15 protein-coding genes are annotated in these 17,202 nt (G+C 38.4%); all 15 read right to left on the reverse strand.

Annotated features, from left to right (window positions below):
* Positions 1-3: 3 nt before the first annotated feature.
* The 15 genes from OOZ15_RS12085 to OOZ15_RS12155 all read right to left on the reverse strand — a co-directional run bounded on the left by OOZ15_RS12085 (position 4) and on the right by OOZ15_RS12155 (position 16,853).
* Positions 4-1,143, reverse strand: a complete 1,140-nt coding sequence (locus OOZ15_RS12085; protein WP_265956674.1) for a LegC family aminotransferase — start codon at positions 1,141-1,143, stop codon at positions 4-6.
* 8 nt (positions 1,144-1,151) lie between these two features.
* Positions 1,152-2,339, reverse strand: a complete 1,188-nt coding sequence (locus OOZ15_RS12090) for a UDP-N-acetylglucosamine 4,6-dehydratase (protein WP_265956675.1) — start codon at positions 2,337-2,339, stop codon at positions 1,152-1,154.
* Positions 2,340-3,912: 1,573 nt separating this feature from the next.
* The gene (gene cysN, locus OOZ15_RS12095; RefSeq protein ID WP_265956676.1) at positions 3,913-5,166 is read right to left on the reverse strand and encodes a sulfate adenylyltransferase subunit CysN; all 1,254 of its coding nucleotides are present in this window, start codon (positions 5,164-5,166) and stop codon (positions 3,913-3,915) included.
* Positions 5,167-5,358: 192 nt separating this feature from the next.
* Positions 5,359-5,646 carry a GIY-YIG nuclease family protein gene (locus tag OOZ15_RS12100; RefSeq protein WP_265956677.1) on the reverse strand — a complete coding sequence of 96 codons (288 nt, stop codon included), beginning with the start codon at positions 5,644-5,646 and terminating at the stop codon, positions 5,359-5,361.
* A 149-nt stretch (positions 5,647-5,795) separates the two neighbouring features.
* A complete protein-coding gene (cysD, locus tag OOZ15_RS12105; protein WP_265956678.1) occupies positions 5,796-6,701 on the reverse strand; it encodes a sulfate adenylyltransferase subunit CysD in 906 nt (301 codons plus the stop codon).
* Positions 6,702-6,865: 164 nt separating this feature from the next.
* Positions 6,866-7,204 (reverse strand): GIY-YIG nuclease family protein, encoded by a 339-nt coding sequence (locus OOZ15_RS12110; RefSeq protein ID WP_265956679.1) that lies wholly within the window; start codon positions 7,202-7,204, stop codon positions 6,866-6,868.
* 164 nt (positions 7,205-7,368) lie between these two features.
* A complete protein-coding gene (cysC, locus tag OOZ15_RS12115) occupies positions 7,369-7,956 on the reverse strand; it encodes an adenylyl-sulfate kinase (RefSeq protein WP_265956680.1) in 588 nt (195 codons plus the stop codon).
* Between the two features lie 519 nt (positions 7,957-8,475).
* On the reverse strand, positions 8,476-8,892 hold the full coding sequence (locus OOZ15_RS12120) for a DUF2061 domain-containing protein (protein ID WP_265956681.1): 417 nt from the start codon (positions 8,890-8,892) through the stop codon (positions 8,476-8,478).
* A 644-nt stretch (positions 8,893-9,536) separates the two neighbouring features.
* Positions 9,537-10,343, reverse strand: coding sequence for a 3'(2'),5'-bisphosphate nucleotidase CysQ (gene cysQ, locus OOZ15_RS12125; RefSeq protein ID WP_265956682.1), 807 nt, complete (start codon positions 10,341-10,343; stop codon positions 9,537-9,539).
* Positions 10,330-11,322: a mannose-1-phosphate guanylyltransferase gene (locus OOZ15_RS12130; RefSeq protein ID WP_265956683.1), complete on the reverse strand. Its 993-nt coding sequence runs from the start codon at positions 11,320-11,322 to the stop codon at positions 10,330-10,332. The genes cysQ and OOZ15_RS12130 overlap by 14 nt, the downstream gene beginning before the upstream one ends.
* Before the next feature lie 681 nt (positions 11,323-12,003).
* Complete coding sequence (locus tag OOZ15_RS12135; protein ID WP_265956684.1) at positions 12,004-12,987, reverse strand: type II toxin-antitoxin system HipA family toxin; 984 nt, start codon at positions 12,985-12,987, stop codon at positions 12,004-12,006.
* Complete coding sequence (locus OOZ15_RS12140; protein WP_265956685.1) at positions 12,988-13,311, reverse strand: HipA N-terminal domain-containing protein; 324 nt, start codon at positions 13,309-13,311, stop codon at positions 12,988-12,990.
* Positions 13,308-13,526 carry a helix-turn-helix domain-containing protein gene (locus OOZ15_RS12145; RefSeq protein ID WP_265956686.1) on the reverse strand — a complete coding sequence of 73 codons (219 nt, stop codon included), beginning with the start codon at positions 13,524-13,526 and terminating at the stop codon, positions 13,308-13,310. The genes OOZ15_RS12140 and OOZ15_RS12145 overlap by 4 nt, the downstream gene beginning before the upstream one ends.
* Before the next feature lie 574 nt (positions 13,527-14,100).
* Positions 14,101-15,114: a virulence RhuM family protein/type II toxin-antitoxin system death-on-curing family toxin gene (locus tag OOZ15_RS12150; protein WP_265956687.1), complete on the reverse strand. Its 1,014-nt coding sequence runs from the start codon at positions 15,112-15,114 to the stop codon at positions 14,101-14,103.
* Between the two features lie 473 nt (positions 15,115-15,587).
* Positions 15,588-16,853: a nucleotide sugar dehydrogenase gene (locus OOZ15_RS12155; RefSeq protein ID WP_265956688.1), complete on the reverse strand. Its 1,266-nt coding sequence runs from the start codon at positions 16,851-16,853 to the stop codon at positions 15,588-15,590.
* Positions 16,854-17,202 lie beyond the last annotated feature (349 nt).

The following is a 17,202-nucleotide window of genomic DNA, read 5'->3' on the forward strand; positions in this document are numbered from 1 at the left end:
TTTTTAAATTATTACACTACTTGGTATATTAACTATTCTTTTTTCTAACCACTTGGCATTATCTAAATTCCCTCCCTGTACTTTCTTAAACACTTTCAAACTGCTCATTAATTTCCAAATAGGTCTTGTCATAACTCCTCTATTGTTTGTTTGTTCCAAAAAAGAATCCCTTTCTTTAATGTCTTTTAATATTACTGCATTTAACCAATAGTTAGAAGACGTTCCTTCAGGCTCTGAAACAAATTCAACACCTGTTTTGAGAAAAAATGTTTTATAAAGATCTGCCAATTCTCTCTTTTTATCAATAAAGTAAGGGAGTTTTTCCATCTGCGCACATCCCAAAGCTGCATTAATATTAGGTAAACGATAATTATACCCTATCATATCGTGCTTATACTCCCATTTGTGAGGTACTTTTGCAGTAGTTGTTAGATGTTTTGCTTTTTTGGCCAGTCTTTCATCATTGGTAACAATCATTCCTCCTCCTCCAGTAGTAATTGTTTTATTCCCATTAAAGCTTAATGTTCCAAATAAACCATAAGTTCCTGTATGCTTTCCTTTATAATAACTTCCTAAAGATTCTGCAGCATCCTCCACAAGTTCAAGGTGATATTTTTGACAAATTTGAAGGATTTCCCCTATCTGTACGGAATGTCCAAAAGTATGCATAGGGACTACTGCTTTTATTTTTCTTTTTGAAGACTTGTTGATACATTCTCCATTAATAATTTCAGTATTCTTAGAAAGAAAATCTTCTAATTTATCAGGAGATAACCCCATGGTCTTCTTATCAACATCAACAAAAACCGGATGAGCACCTATATAACTAATAGCATTACAGGTGGCCACAAAAGTTAATGGCTGTGTTATAACCTCATCATCCCGTTCTACACCCGCTAACAAAAGTGCTATATGTAATGCTGCTGTACCATTAACAGTTGCTATTGCATGTTTAGCCCCTGTAAACTTAACAACCTCCTCTTCAAATCTATCTACAAACTTACCAACACTTGAAACAAAGGTAGAATCTATACACTCATTAACATACTCCTTTTCATTACCAATAAACCTAGGCTCATGGAGAGGTATAAAATCTTCGGTATTATATAATTCCTTTATGAAATCAACAGTTTCTTTGAACATCCTAATAATTACATTTTGCTGTCTAAATACTTACCTGTCTCTTTATGTCCAAAATTTGGTATCATATCATTAAACAAGTCAACTATTTGAACTTTAGACCATTTTTTTTCTTCTTTCATTTTAGCTATACTGGAAGCGAAGTTTTCTAGAAGGTTATCGTTATAATTCAATTTGTTTTTAATCACCCCCAAATTTTGAAATGAGCTCATATCCAATGTCTCATTTTCCGTAAAGAATTCTTCAAAATCTTTTTCCCCTGTGGTATCACTTGTTGTAAATAAACAAGGCCATTTATTTTCTTTAGGAAGAGTACTTACGAGAGTCCTGGCCTCAACCTCCGATTCACACAGATAGGGCTCATAACCAATTCCATTTAAATATTTTACAGCAATATCTGCAAATGAAATTAAATGTAAGTTTTCGCTAAGTTTTGGGAAAAATATATCCCTGTTTTCTCCAAAAATACACGACATCAAACAAAGTTCGCCGGATTCTTTTGGAATAACAAAGTACCTCTTAATATCATTAGGAGCTACAATAGGTTGCTTCTTTTTAATCCGCTGATCAAAACCATGTAACAGAGATCCATCAGAGAAAGCAACATTAGCAAAACGAGCTGTTGAAATTTTTATCTGCTGACTTTTACGCATTAAAAACATTTCCATAATACGTTTTGAAGCCCCCATCATATTCACAGGATTAGCCGCTTTATCTGTTGAAACACAGAAATATTTTTTTACTCCTTTGTCTATAGATTGTTGCAAAGTTTTCTCTGTATTAAAGATATTTACATCAATCATCCTCATTAAAGTAAAAGGATCTTTTTCGCTTCTCACGTGTTTAAGAGCGGATAAGTTTAACACATAATCATACTTCCCATCTGCCTCAATAAAAGCATCATATTCAACAGAACCAATATTCAAGGCAAATGTTTGGAAATCTCCATCGATATACCCATACGAGCTTCTTATATCCCTTACTAACTCAACAAGGTTATTTTCACTAATATCAACCACGTGAAGTTTCCGAGGATTCCTTTTAAATATTTCTTTGGTAACTGCCTGACCTATTGAGCCTGCCCCTCCAATAACTAAAAAAGAGGAAGATGACACCCTTGTTTTTAATTCATTTTCGTGTTTAGAAATATCACTAGTAAATAATTCGTCACTTCTACCAATTAAATTCAGAATATTCATTAAGCTTTATTGTTAGATTTTAACATCTTTTTATATATGAGTAATATTTATCCCATTCTTTTTGGCAGAGTACATTTTCAGTTTCAACAACTATCAAATTATTAATTCCAACACTATAACTTCTCACCTTTCTTTTAAAACATTACAATTCAAAACCCCCTCATTTTCAGCATCTCACATTAATGCTTACCTATGTATTTATTCTCACTTGATTACTTTTCAAAATATCAAAAAACACCCATTTTCATACTTGCTTGTATTAAAATAAGCTTTATCATGGGGGTTTCATCATCGGAAACAAAAATACGAGAATCATTCGGGTGGGCAAATGTTTTTTTTGGTTAGGTTGTTAATGTTGTTACGGAGTTATCATGTTATGGAGTTATCATGTTATGTTGTGGATGAAAGGCCGGTGACGGGAGTTTTATTTTTGACATAGGATATAGGACTGGGGTAAAAAACATCTCCCTGCCCACCGGCTGGTAGTTCCTTTTGCCTGCCCGCCAGCTGGCTCGTCGCTAAAACAGTCCACCGGACTGTTTTTTAACGCTCCGTCCTGTTGTGGTTGGGGATTGGTTAATTGTTATTAGTTAATGGTTAATTGGAAGGTTGGGAGACGGATAACCGAAGCTATGGGGTTATCATGTTATGGAGCTATGGAGTTACGAAGTTATGTTGTGGTTGGGGAAGTCGGGAGTCGGGAGTGATATTTTGATTGATATTTAAAACTTTAGAACGTAGAACGGGAAATGCCGTAAAGTCAGGAGACATTTGCGGAGCGGGTTTACACAAAATAAGGGATGTTTTAAGTAAAAGATATGTAATAAAGTAAGGGGTGTTATGAATGGAAATATGTGACAAAATAAGGGAACTGGGGTTTTTATCAAAAAGGTTTAAAATCAAGTTATTTGGTTAATTGCCTTCGACAGCCCTTTGATACTTCGTCAAGCTCAGCACAGGCTAAGCTCAGGGTGACATTGCTTAGGGTGACATTACGTTTTATTCACCAATGCGGCACTCGACTTTTTTATAGGCTTTTGTTATTGCTTTGTCATTTCGTCTTTGTTTCGTGCTTTTGTTCATTTATTCACGAACCTTTCTATTTTTTAATAGGTGTTCATGAATCTTCGATTTCTTTGCTTGTCCAAAGAAACGAACAAAAGAAAGGACACCTTTTACTCACGAGACTTATAATTGATTTTTATATGTGTTCGTGAATCTTTCGATTTCCAAGGGATTTCAGCCCTTTAAACTATTGAGCCGGGTTTGGCCTTTTGCAATGGGCTGAACCGGTTTGCAAACTCCGCGCTGATTGCCAACGCGGCAATCTGTCCCGTTCGCTAAAACAGTCCACCGGACTGTTTCTTAACGCTCCGAACTGCTGAATCTCGGAGCTTTGCCGCACCTGTCCTGAGGAAAAGGGGTTTTAACTTACACCCTAAAAAAACAATTAGGGCGAGTTTTAATTACTACTCATTTTAAAATGAACGTCCTCTTTCGATGCTTCGTCAAGCTTAGGATGGCATTGCTCTGCACAGCCCTTCGACTGCACTCAGGGTGACACTCTCCTGTATCACACTATCATCCCCGCAGCTACGGTTTGATTGGTTGCAGGGTCGATCAGGATTAAACTTCCGGTGCCTCTATTTTCCCTGTAGGAGTCAAAAAGCAATGGTTTTGTAGTACGCAGCTTTACCTTACAGATATCATTCATGTTCATCTCTTTATCCTCTCCGCTTCTGGCCAAGGTATTGATGTCAATCTTATAAATCACTTCTTTGACCATCGCCATTTGTTCGTTAGAGGTATGACGGACTATATATTTTGTTCTGGGTTTTGCCGATTCGTTGTTTAACCAACACAACATCACCTCTAAATCCTGTGCAGACTCGGGTTTGTTCTTGGTACGAACGATCATATCCCCACGACTTATATCTATATCATCTTCCAAGGTAATGGAAACGGACATAGGAGCATAAGCTTCATCTACTTCCTTTTCAAAAGTATCTATCGATTTTATTTTTGAAGTAAAACCGGATGGCATTACCGTAATCTCATCCCCTTTTCTCAATATTCCACTAGCGATCCTACCGGCATAGCCTCTATAGTCAATAAAGCCTTCGCGTTGCGGACGTAAGACCGTTTGTACCGGAAAACGGGCATCTACCTTATTAATATCACTGCTGATATGCATGGTCTCCAAAGTATGTAACAAAGGTGCTCCCTGATACCAACTCATGTTTTCGGAACGGTTGACCACATTGTCCCCCAGCAAAGCACTGATCGGGATAAAACGAATGTCTTTTACCAAGAGTTTTGAAGAGAATTCTTCGAACTGTCCGATAATCTCATTATACACCTCTTCCTTATAGTCCACCAGGTCCATTTTGTTGATACAAACAATGATATGAGGAATCTGCAAAAGTGATGCAATAAAGGCATGTCTCTTAGTTTGCTCGATTACCCCATGGCGGGCATCCACCAAAATAATGGCTGCATTGGCCGTAGAGGCTCCTGTGATCATATTACGGGTGTATTGGATATGTCCGGGCGTATCGGCAATGATAAACTTACGCTTGGGCGTGGTAAAATAACGGTAAGCCACGTCTATCGTAATACCCTGCTCACGCTCATCACGTAAACCATCGGTAAACAGAGCCAGATCCACCCCTTCGTGGCCTTTCTTTTTACTTGTACTCTCTACAGCCTCCAATTGGTCTTCAAAAATGGATTTGGAGTCGTATAACAGCCTTCCTATCAACGTACTTTTTCCGTCGTCTACACTTCCTGCTGTTGTGAATCGTAATAGTTGATTGTTGTCTAACATAAATGCTAATTAATGCGAATTTTTACGAATTTAATTCTCGTAATTATTTTATTTTAATCTTATGAGTTTAAAATCAAAGGCTCCTGAAGCAACACTTCTACAGATCCTGAAACGAGTTCAGGATAATAGTTCAGGATGACCTAATATAACTTGTCATGCTGAACTCGTTTCAGCACCTTTTAAATTTATCTTTTATATAATTTCAATATACAAATCCTTTAATTCCGGATTTACCTCCTTAATTAAATTCCATTTCCAATCACGATGCCAGTTTTTTAACTGTTTTTCTCTTTTTATAGCTTGCCTAATACCCGAAAACTTTTCAAAATACAACAAATCAACACAGCTATACTTCTTAGTAAAAATGGAACCTTCTTTATTCTTATGCTCCTGTATCCGTTTTCTCAGATTGGATGTTACACCAATATACAACACACTTCTGTTCTTATTGCTCACTATATAGACATAACCTTCTTTCATTATGGTGTCAACCGATTAAGGCTTGCTTTTAACTTATGTTGAAGGAGCTTTAAATGGGCATTGGTGTTCCCTCGACAGATCCTGAAACAAGCATTGAGCTCCGACTTAAAGATCCTGAAACGAGTTCAGGATGACAGTTCAGGATGACATTAAAAGTACCCTTGCTTCTTCCTATCCTCCATAGCGGTTTCAGAACGTTTGTCGTCGGTACGGTTGCCGCGTTCGGTTTGGCGCATGGCGGATACTTCCTGGGCTATCATTTCCACGGTATCGGCTTCCGACTCTATTCCTCCGGTAATGGTGATATCCCCCAGGGTCCTAAAACGGATCTTTTTGGTTACGACCTCTTCACCCTCATCCAACTGTAAGAATTCAGAATACGGAATCCAGGAATTGTTTCTCCATACTACCTTACGTTCGTGTGCAAAATAGAGCGACGGGATCTGAATGTTTTCCCTGCTGATATAATTCCATACATCCATCTCTGTCCAGTTACTTATCGGGAAAGCCCTGAAGTGTTCCCCTTCGAAATGCTTACCGTTAAAAAGGTTCCACAACTCCGGACGCTGGTTCTTCGGATCCCATTGTCCGAAGTCGTCCCTATGTGAAAAGAAACGCTCTTTGGCCCTCGCCTTTTCCTCATCCCTTCGTCCGCCGCCGATGGCGCAGTCCACTTTATTTCCTTCTATGGCATCCAACAAGGTTGTGATCTGAAGTGCATTTCTGGTAGCATTCTTCCCTTTTTCCTCGGCTACACGCCCCTCATCAATGGATTCCTGAACGGAACCTACAATAAGGCTTACCCCCAGGCTTTCAATAAGGTCATCACGGAATTTGATGGTTTCCGGGAAATTATGCCCGGTATCCACATGCATCAAGGCAAAAGGGATCTTTGCCGGATGGAATGCCTTACGTGCCAAATGGGTCACTACAATGGAGTCCTTTCCCCCCGAAAAGAGGATCACCGGATTGTCGAATTGCGCCCATACTTCACGCAATACATAAATGGCTTCTGATTCTAACTCGTCTAAATAATTTAAATAGTACTTACTCATTGTTTTTGAGTTCTAACTTTATTTTTATATTCTTTTTCCTAGTTGGCTTTAAAATAATCTTTTTTGTCCATGCCTCTCTTGATGCTTCGACAGTCCTTCGACAGGCTCAGGATGACATTACTCAGCATGACATTGTGCTCCTTTTGTTCATCATACCACTATTGTCAGTCTGAGCTTGTCGAAGACTCATCCAGCCTCCCTGTCGAAGACCCAAGCTGGGTATAATTTTTGGAATACTCAATTAGTCTATCCCAATCTTGTTCTATCAAAGCAATTTTCTTTCTCCTACTCCATCCTTTTAATTGCTTTTCGATTTTTATTGCTCCATCAGGGTCTGTAAATTGTTCTACCCATTTTAATTTTACCGGTCGTTTGTCATAAGTATATGATGACCTGTCCATTCCCACATTATGCTGATATACTCTTTTTTCTACATCTGATGTGATTCCTATATAAAAGGATTTATCACTGCATTCCAGTATATATACATAATATAGTTTCATTTAACATTTGTTTTGCCATTGTGCTTCGACAGGCTCAGCATGACATTCTATTTCTTTTGCTCATCATACTACCATTGTCAGTCTGAGCTTGTCGAAGACTCATCTGGCAACCCTTCGACTGTGCTCAGCTCAAGGTGACATTGACACAACATAAAAAGCCTAAATCACTTCAACTTGTCTTTAATTTTTTTATATACTTTTTCTACAGCTTCTTGTACACTATCATTTTCTGTAATCTCTACATCTGGAGCCTCTGGAGCCTCGTATGGAGATGATACTCCGGTAAGGTTATCCAACTCCCCCCTTCTGGCCTTTTTATAGAGCCCTTTTTGATCTCGGTTTTCGCAAATTCCAATACTGGTATTTACAAAAACTTCGACAAATATATTAGGATTTATTGTCTTTTCTACATATTCTCTATCTTTTTTGTAGGGTGATATAAAACTCGCCAGGACAACAGCGCCGGATTCCAATAGCAAACGGGCTATTTCCGAAATCCTTCTTACATTTTCAGACCTGTCTTTTTGACTGAAATTCAATTCTTTACACAAACCACTACGGACATTATCCCCATCCAAAACCATTGTTCTTATCCCTTCCCCATGCAATTTTTGCTCTAAAGCATCAGCTATGGTAGATTTTCCCGAACCGGACAAACCTGTAAACCAAACAAGCATAGATCGGTGCCCATTCAGTCGATTTCTATCCTGTTGGGTGATCTTAAATTGATATGGAAAAATATGGGTTCCCATTTTATAATTGAGCTTGTTTAAACTTTTTTTAACCTACCCTTTCATAGGCATTTGATTATTGTTTTGTCACTTCGTTTTTGTTTCATGCTTTTGTTCATTTATTCACGAACCTTTCTATTTTTTAATAGGTGTTCATGAATCTTCGATTTCTTTGCTCGTCCAAAGAAACGAACCAAAGAAAGGACGCCTTTTACTCACGAGACTTATAATTGATTTTTATATGTGTTCGTAAAATTGAAAATTTACTTGCCAAATTAAAATTCGGCCAAGCCAATCTTTCGATTTCCAAGGGATTTCAGCCCTTTAAACTATTAAACTAGGTTGGCCTATTTACAATGGGCTGAACCGGTTTGCAAACTCCGCGCTCCGCTCACCAATGCGGTTGATTGAGACCTTCAAGGTTTTGAAAACCTTGAAGGTCTTTTACGGCCGGTTTGCTCCATTTGTCTACACGCCAGCTGGTTATATGCCCACGCGGCAAACTGGCCCCTTCACTAAAAATGTCCACTGGACATTTTCTTAACGTTCGGCCCCCCGTCTTTTATCAAGGCCAAAGTTTATCTTGTACCATGTACGTTCATGTAAATAATACAACACCATTTTTGTCACAACTTCAGCAAAACCAATTTGTAATCCGACAAACGAATCTCCTGAGATCATCCAGGCCAATAGCATCGTGTCCACCGTCCCCAGCACCCTCCATGTAACAGTCTTCAGCAAATGCCTTCTTCTACTATCCGGCACATTGGCTTTGAACCACATTCGTTCGTGAAAATAGTATAGCACCATTTTAGTAATCACTTCAGCAATCCCAATTTTTAAACCGGTTAAAGGATTTCCTGAAATAATCCATGATAATAATATCGTGTCTACAGTCCCTACAATCCGCCAAGTTATCGCCTTGGCGATATGTCTTTTTCTAGTTTTATCTTGCACTTAATATATGAACTTATTTAAACTTTCTCTAATTGCCATAAAATGATTGTCAGTACAACTGCCTGTGCTAATTTGTCCGTGCGCCGCTCGGTTCTTTCATAGTAGGCTTTTGGTTATTGTTTTGTCATCATACTCTTGTTCTTTTTGCTTCCTAATTTTCATCCTTCAGCAACCCTTCGACTGTGTGTGCTTCGACAGCACTTCGATACTTCGTCGAGCTCAGTACAGGCTAAGCTCAGTGTGACATTGCTCAGCATGACATTGTGCTCTTTTATTATTATACTACTACCATTGTCAGTCTGAGCTTGTCGAAGACTTATTCGGTAATACTTCAATACTCTATCAACACTTCGATACTTCGTCGAGCTCAGTACAGCCCTTCGACAGGCTCAGGGTGACATTGCTAAGCTCAGGGTGACATTACGTTTTTTGCCCTCGCGCCGGCTGGATATCCTCACCCCTGCCTACCGGCAGGCAGGCCAACCCTCTCCTTAGGAGAGGGAGTTGTTTCTGCTTCTTTCTTGGCTTTTTCAATGATTCAACCAGTTTACATACTCCACACCCCGCTCGCCAATGCGGCAAGGCGGTTGATTGAGACCTTCAAGATTTTGAAAACCTTGAAGGTCTTTTACTGCTGATTTGTTTTATTTACCAACTAAAAAATAATTATTTAAAAGGTTTTCCCTGTTATATTTCATCGGTTTTTGGGTTTGTCTGTCTATTACCTTAAGCCCTACGGCTTCGCATATCGCCTGTCCGGCAGCGGTATCCCATTCCATAGTAGGGGCAAAACGGGGGTAAACATCTGCTTTCCCCTCTGCTACCAAACAAAATTTTAAGGAACTCCCAATGGAAACAATTTCCATTTTCTTATCAGGATTTTGCTGTTTTAGCTCTTCTATATACTCTTTAGTAAGCTCATTCATGTGGGAACGACTTCCCAATATCCTGATAAGACCTTCAATCTTTGAAGGGAAAATTCTATGTTCTTCTATAAACAATTCCTGAGGAAGCCGATGTTCCTTACTCAAAATTATTTTATAGGATTTCCCTTCTTTAACATCTCCTATATACAATTCCCTTGTTACTGGGACATAGATTACTCCGAATACAGGATATCCTTTTTTTATCAAAGCGATATTGACTGTAAACTCCCCATTTTTTTTAATGAATTCCTTGGTACCATCCAAAGGGTCAACAATCCAGCACTCATCCCAGTTTTTCCTTTCCGAATAATCAATTTGCTTATTTTCCTCACTTATAATCGGAATTCCAGTCTTCTTCAAAAAAGAATTAATCACCCTGTTAGAAGTCTCATCTGCTTCAGTTAAAGGTGATTGATCCGCTTTTTCTTTAACACTAAAGCCTTCGTTATATATCTCAATAATTTCCTTGCCTCCCCTTACTGCAGCTTCTATCGCAACATTATAAAAAGAATTAAGCCTCTCCATATTCATTAAATATGTTCTTCACCTTCTGCCCCTCCCCCTTCGGCAACACTAAAATAGTATCTTCCGTTTCTATAACTATCAAGTCCTTAATTCCAACTCCCAACACCATCTTTTTACTTAAGGCATGGCAATTCTTAACACCTGTTCCTTTAATAGTTTTAACAAGGTCTTCTTTATCATTAGATAAAAAATAATCCATCAAAGAATCAAAAGTTCCCATATCGCTCCAACTAAAATCAGAAAGCACCGTTTTAACCCGGTCACTTTTTTCAAAAACGGCATAATCCACACTGTCTTCAGGGATGGCACTCATGGTTTCTTTAGTAATTCCTTTTTGATAGGCTTCTACCGATTTGGTATATATTTCAGGGCTGTATTTTTTGATTTCGTTTAAAAAAGTCCCTGCTTTAAAACAGAACATTCCGCTGTTCCAATTAAACCTACCACTTTCCACAAATTCCTTTGCTGTTTTAGCATCAGGTTTCTCCCGGAAACTGAGTACCTCGTTTCCTTTGTATTCAATATAACCATAACCGGTTTCAGGATAGGTTGGTTTTATAGAGAAAGTCACCAAAAAACCTTTTGCAGCCAATTCGACCGCTTCTTTGACACATTTATCATACACATCCTTATCCGATATCATATGATCACTGGGCGTCACAAACAGTATATCATCCTTGTCAACCGATAAAGTTGCCAAAGTAATGGCCGGGGCGGTATTCCGCGCTACCGGTTCTAGTACTTTGTAATCGAATTGTTTATCCAATTCTTGCATCTGCTCCGTTGCCATTTTATAATGGCTCTCATTAGTCAAGATCATATTGGCATCCACAAGATCGGCATTTCGCAATACTGTATGCTGAAAGAGAGATCGATCTCCAAATAGCTGCAAAAACTGTTTTGGTTTTTCCGGTCTTGACAATGGCCATAGACGGGTACCAAAACCTCCACTCAATATTGCATTTACAATTTTATTCATTCTTATTATCTCAACGTCAGCCAACAAAAATACGAGAATCATTTCGGTGGACAAATGTTTTTTTGGTTAGGTTGTTATGAAGTTATCATGTTATGGGGTTATGTTCTGGTTGTGCGGTTGGTTAATTGTTATTAGTTAATGGTTAATTGGGTGTTGGATTGGTTGGATGGTTGGAGACGGATGATATGGGTAGTTGAAGATTTAAAATTGAAGATTAAAGGTTTAGGGCTTTGTTTTTGGTTGATATAGGGTTTTAGGACGTAGGACGTCGATGAAATGATTATGTTAATTGGGTTAACTAGTTAATTGAGTGATTGGGAAGTCGGGTGACCGATGATGGGGCCACGGGGGCGGGGACCGAAGTTATGGGGTTGTTATGTTGTGGTTGGAGTCGGGAGTCGGAAGTAGACAACGAGGGGCTTGTCGTATGCTGCTGAAGCATTTTCAGTAGGCAAAAAAAGGTTAATTGGTTAATTGAAGGAAGTGGGGAGGTCGGGAGCACGAAGTCGAAAGTTAGAAGTCATTTAGATCCCAACCGTAGATCGGGAGAGAAATCTGCCTATTGGGCACTGTCTTTTTTTTTGAAGAGATTCGAAATGAACTGTGCTTTTGTATTAAATCCCAAGCACCCTGTCCATCCGGTCAGGCGGGCAAATTCCAAAATTGGTTAATCGTTAAAAATTATTCCCTTAACAATTTTTTCAATCTGGTTTGATAAGCTTGCCTGTAGTTTCGCTTTATCTTATCGCTTAAATATGAAACATCGATCAGCCCTAATACTTTTTCTTCCCGGCTTGTCATATCTTTATAAACCTTTTGAACTTGCTTTTCGGAAATACCGGATAATTCTCCCAATTTGAAAAACTGATCTTTTACTTTACCTTTTGTCAAGCTAAGAGGTAAAAGACCTTCCTCTAATGCAAAATCCCTATCCTCTATATGGATTCTACTGTTTAATAAATCGTAAGCAGGGCTCAATTTAAAATCCCCTTGTGGTGTTTCTATAAGGGAGAAATTTTTAAAGTGTGCATCACCATTGGACATCAAATAATTAAAAAGCATCAGTTTGAACAGTTTGATTGCTTCAATCTGATAGGCCGGCACAAACTTCTTTAAAAGGTCAAACAGCTCTGAATAACTTCCCAAATACTTATAATTTCCACCATATGTTTGTGGTGTTCTGCCTGCTAAAGAGGCAAAATCTTCCTGGGCCAGTTTTTCGCCATTTTCTTTAACATCAAAGCGCTTAGTAATATAAGCCGGATCTCCATTCTTAAAAAACATCAAAGCGTTTGCTGCTGTTTCAATACCAAAAACCTGCCGGGCTATTTGCATGGTTACATGCTCATTGGCCGGCATCTGATCCGTATTTTTACCAACATTGGGAATGGGTTTTAAAATATAGGTTCCTTGTTCCCCTTCCCGAATCAAACGAATTTGGTTTTTGTCCAAGAGAACAGAAAACTTTTCCTGAACACCGGATATGGACATCCGTTTTCTATTATCAACAAATAAAGCTGCATCAATATTACTTGCGGGGGATTCATAGGATAAAATCGGACTTACTTTCTTCCCTTGAAATACATTTTTCAAAGCAACATTGCTATACCCCGAATGCCCTTCTTTAAGCAAACCCGGACAATATTTCAACTCCGTTACATTCATTTAGTCTATCTTTTTTATTTGGATGGCACCAATGGTATCAAACCTTGCCGTAGCGAGCAATAATCCAAACTCATCTTTTGGATCTATTCTAAGCTCAAAACAGACCACTTGCTTGTTCGATCCTTCCGGCAGCATATTGTAAAAGAATGGAAACAAAAACTCCGATGTATACTCTTGTCGGCGTTTGGGCAGTGTAAGACTAATTGCAGGTTTTCCGGAATTGTTATACCAAAGGTCATGATAACGAAAAATAAAACTTCCATCATCCAGCTGTGTTAATATTCCGGCTAATTCCTTTTTATAAATTACCTCTGCCTGTCTCATTGATCAGTTCCCATTTTTTTAATATGAAATGTAAGTTCCAATCCCAGGGCATCAGCTAACTTTTTGAGTGTTTCCGCCGTTGGGTTACCTTTACCACTTTCAAAAGTTTTTAAGGTGCGCAAACCCACTCCGGAAATTTCAGCCAACATTTCCTGGGTAACATGCAACGTTTCCCTTCGCTCTTTTATGATTTTAATTAAATTATCAAAGTGCATTATACAGCTCTTTTTTAAGTAAAAATAAACATTTTTTTTAATACTTGAATATAAAAGTGCATTTTAACACACTAAATAGCTTTTTCACTACGCATAACAGTTTAAAACCTTATAATAGTGCTGTTTATTGCATTATTCTTGAAAAAATAAATACGGAGTCGGGAGTTTTGGGATTTGGGTTAATGGGTTATTTGATTATTCGGTTAACTGGTTAATTGTTATTAGTTAATTGTTATTAGTTAATGGTTAATTGGGTGTTGGATTGGTTGGGTGGTTGAAGATTTAAAATTGAAGATTAAAGGTTTAGGGCTTTGTTTTTGGTTGATATAGGGTTTCAGGATGTAGGACGTCGATGAAATGATTATGTTAATTGGGTTAACTAGTTAATTGAGTGATTGGGAAGTCGGACGACCGGGGACGGGTGACAAGGGTAGTTGAAGATCTAAAATTGAAGATTGAATCGGGAGTTACGAAGCTATCATGTTATGGTGTTATGTAGTTTTCAGTGGCAGGGAATTGCTCAAAGTTCAAGGTTGGGTGTTTGAAAGTTGGAGTTACGAAATAAGAAATCGGTTTAGTTTTTGATTAAATTCATTATTAGTTTTTGAATTGTTTCTCTTTGTTCAGGAAGGCTTTGTGCAACTGCTAAAGCTAAAGTTACGAGGGTATTGTCATTAATTTTTCTTTCTCCTTTTTCGTTTCGGTGATATTTGTTTAGCTCAAGAAACCAAACAAAAATGAATGAACCAATACGCTTGTTTCCATCACTAAATGGATGTCCTTTGATGATCGAGTACAGCAGTTGAACTGCTTGCTCCTCAATTGTTGGATAGGCCAACTCACCAAAAACGGTTTGCGACACGCTTCCCAAAATCCCCTTAAATGAATCATCTTTCTCGTTGCCAAAAAGATCACCGGCTTCTCCTTTTTCAATGAGGTCGGACTTAAGCTTTTGAATTGCTTTTTTGACATCCTCATAGTTGATGACATAGATTACATCTTTGTTCAGGTTTTCTGAAGATAGTTCGTCTTTGTCATATTTGTCAAGTAATTCGAAGGATTTTGAATAGTGTGAAATTATTGACAACAAACCGCTAGTAAGTGTTTTTTGTGTTTCAAGCAACTCTTCGCTTAAGGTGTTTAGTTCTTCTTGTAAAACAGAAACTTTGTTTTTCTCTTTTTTAAGTAATTCCTGATTTATGGAGTATCCTTTTAATAAATATTCTTTGAGTTTTTGAGTTGCCCATTTTCTGAACTCAATACCTACTTTGGATTTAACACGGTATCCAACTGAAATTATGACATCTAGGTTGTAAATAGGAACTTTTCTGGATACTTCTCTCTTTCCTTCTTTTTGAACTTGGCGAAATTTTCGCCAAGTTGACTTTTTATCAAGTTCACCTTCTTCATAAATGTTTTTAATGTGATACTCAATTGTCCTCCTTGCTTTACCAAACAAGTCCATTATTTGCTGTTCAGTCGCCCAAACCGTATCGTGTTCACTATCAAGCAACACCTGAAATTCAGTCTGCCCGCTTTCCGGCTTGAAGACAACAACTTCACTATTTTTAATTTCAGATAAGTTCATTTTTCTACTGTATATTTTTAAAATCCATCATATCAACCAGGGTCTGCCAACACTTTTTAGAATATTACCGAAAATAATCAAATTTACTGTAATAATGGATGACTGAAGTACGAAGTTAAAAGTTTTGAATATCGGTCAATTCTATTTAGGGAAGTACAATTTTGAAAAAAGATCAATTTTAATGTTGAATTTTGAATGTTTTTGGTTTTGGACAACAAACTTTTCCAAAGTTTTAAACTTTGGAAAAGCTGTTTTATCCCTCTTACTGCTTTCCCTATAAGTCTTAAGGTAATATCCGTAACAATTTATGTCACCCCTACCGGGTTTAAGTCTGTTTGCAGCTTAATATTTTACTATAAATATTCCAGTCCTACGAACTTTAGCCCCGTTAGGGGCGAGATGTTTAACAGAAAGGTTGCTGAAAATATGATGCGTTTGCCTTGGAATTTGGTGCTTGGCTCTTTGGAATTTGTTTACAACCTCGCCGTCACTAACCCTTTGGGCAAAAAGCTTTTTACATCATAAACGATAGTGTCTGTGTTTGCTTTGATGTCTTCTAGGTTTAACCCGGCAAACTGATGATGGCCAATGGCCAAAACTATCGCTTGGTATTTATCTGTAATTTTATCTATCAATTCGACACCGTAATATTTTTTCACTTCTCCCTTGTCAGCATAAGGGTCGTAGGTATCGACCTGCATCCCAAAGCCCTTAAGTTCACGAATCACATCGATGACTCTTGAATTCCGTACATCCGGACAGTTTTCCTTAAAGGTGATCCCCAGAACCAAAGCCTTGGCATTTTTTACGGGTAGCTCGTTTTTCACCATCAGTTTAACGATCTTATTGGCGATAAAAACGCCCATATTATTATTGATACGCCTTCCCGAGAGGATAACCTGCGGATGATAGCCCACCATTTCGGCTTTATGCGTCAGATAATAGGGATCTACCCCAATGCAATGCCCACCCACAAGTCCGGGCCGGAAGGGCAGGAAATTCCATTTGGTGCCGGCTGCTTCCAAAACCTCAACGGTGTCGATCCCGATACGGTCGAAAATCAATGCGAGTTCGTTGATCAAAGAAATATTAATATCCCTTTGGGTGTTCTCTATAATTTTTGAAGCTTCTGCTACTTTGATACTGGAGACCTTGTGGGTTCCCACTTCAATAATACTGTTATATAGCTTATCTACCGTTTCCGCAATTTCCGGGGTACTCCCTGAGGTTACCTTAACGATATTCCGCAGCCTTCTTTTCTTATCCCCGGGATTGATCCTTTCCGGCGAATACCCACAGAAGAAATCTTTGTTGAAAGTCAATCCGCTCACCTTCTCCAATACCGGAACACAGTCATCCTCAGTACAACCGGGATAAGTAGTGGATTCGTAAATAACGATATCATCTGCCTTCAAGTATTTACCTACCGTCGCACTGGCGGTTAAAAGTGGTTCTAAATCGGGTTGTTTGAATTCATTCACCGGAGTGGGTACAGTCACGATATAAATATTGTAGTCGGACAGATCTTTTTCATCGGCACTATACACCAAATTATTAGCCTGTTGTAATTCTTCATCCGACACCTCTTCGGTCAGGTCTGTACCACCCCTTAACTCCGACACTCTCGTAGGGTTGATATCGAATCCGAGTACCGAAAATCCTTTTTTTGCAAATTCCACCGCAAGGGGCAAACCCACATATCCCAGCCCAATGACTGCTATTTTATATCTGTCTGTCATATGCCTTTATTGTTGAGTGTGTAAAAATAGGGTTTCTTTGGGAATATGAAGTAGTGAAGTGATTGGGGTGATTGAGTTGATTCGGTTAATTGGTTAACTGTGTATTAGTTAATTGGGTTGTTACGGAGTTATCATGTTATGGAGTTATGTTGTGGTTGAGTGGTTGGAAGACGGATGACGGGGTGATTGGTTGATCGTTATTAGTTAATGGTTAATTGGGTGATTGGGAAGTCGGGTGACGGATGACCGATGACTGTTGACTGTTGACTGTTGAAAATTTAAGATTGAAGGTTTGGTCAATTAAGTTATGGAGCTATGAAGTTATCAAGTTATGTTGTGGTTGGGAGTA

It is taken from the genome of Galbibacter kalidii (genome assembly GCF_026241135.1).
Taxonomy (GTDB): Bacteria; Bacteroidota; Bacteroidia; order Flavobacteriales; family Flavobacteriaceae; genus Galbibacter.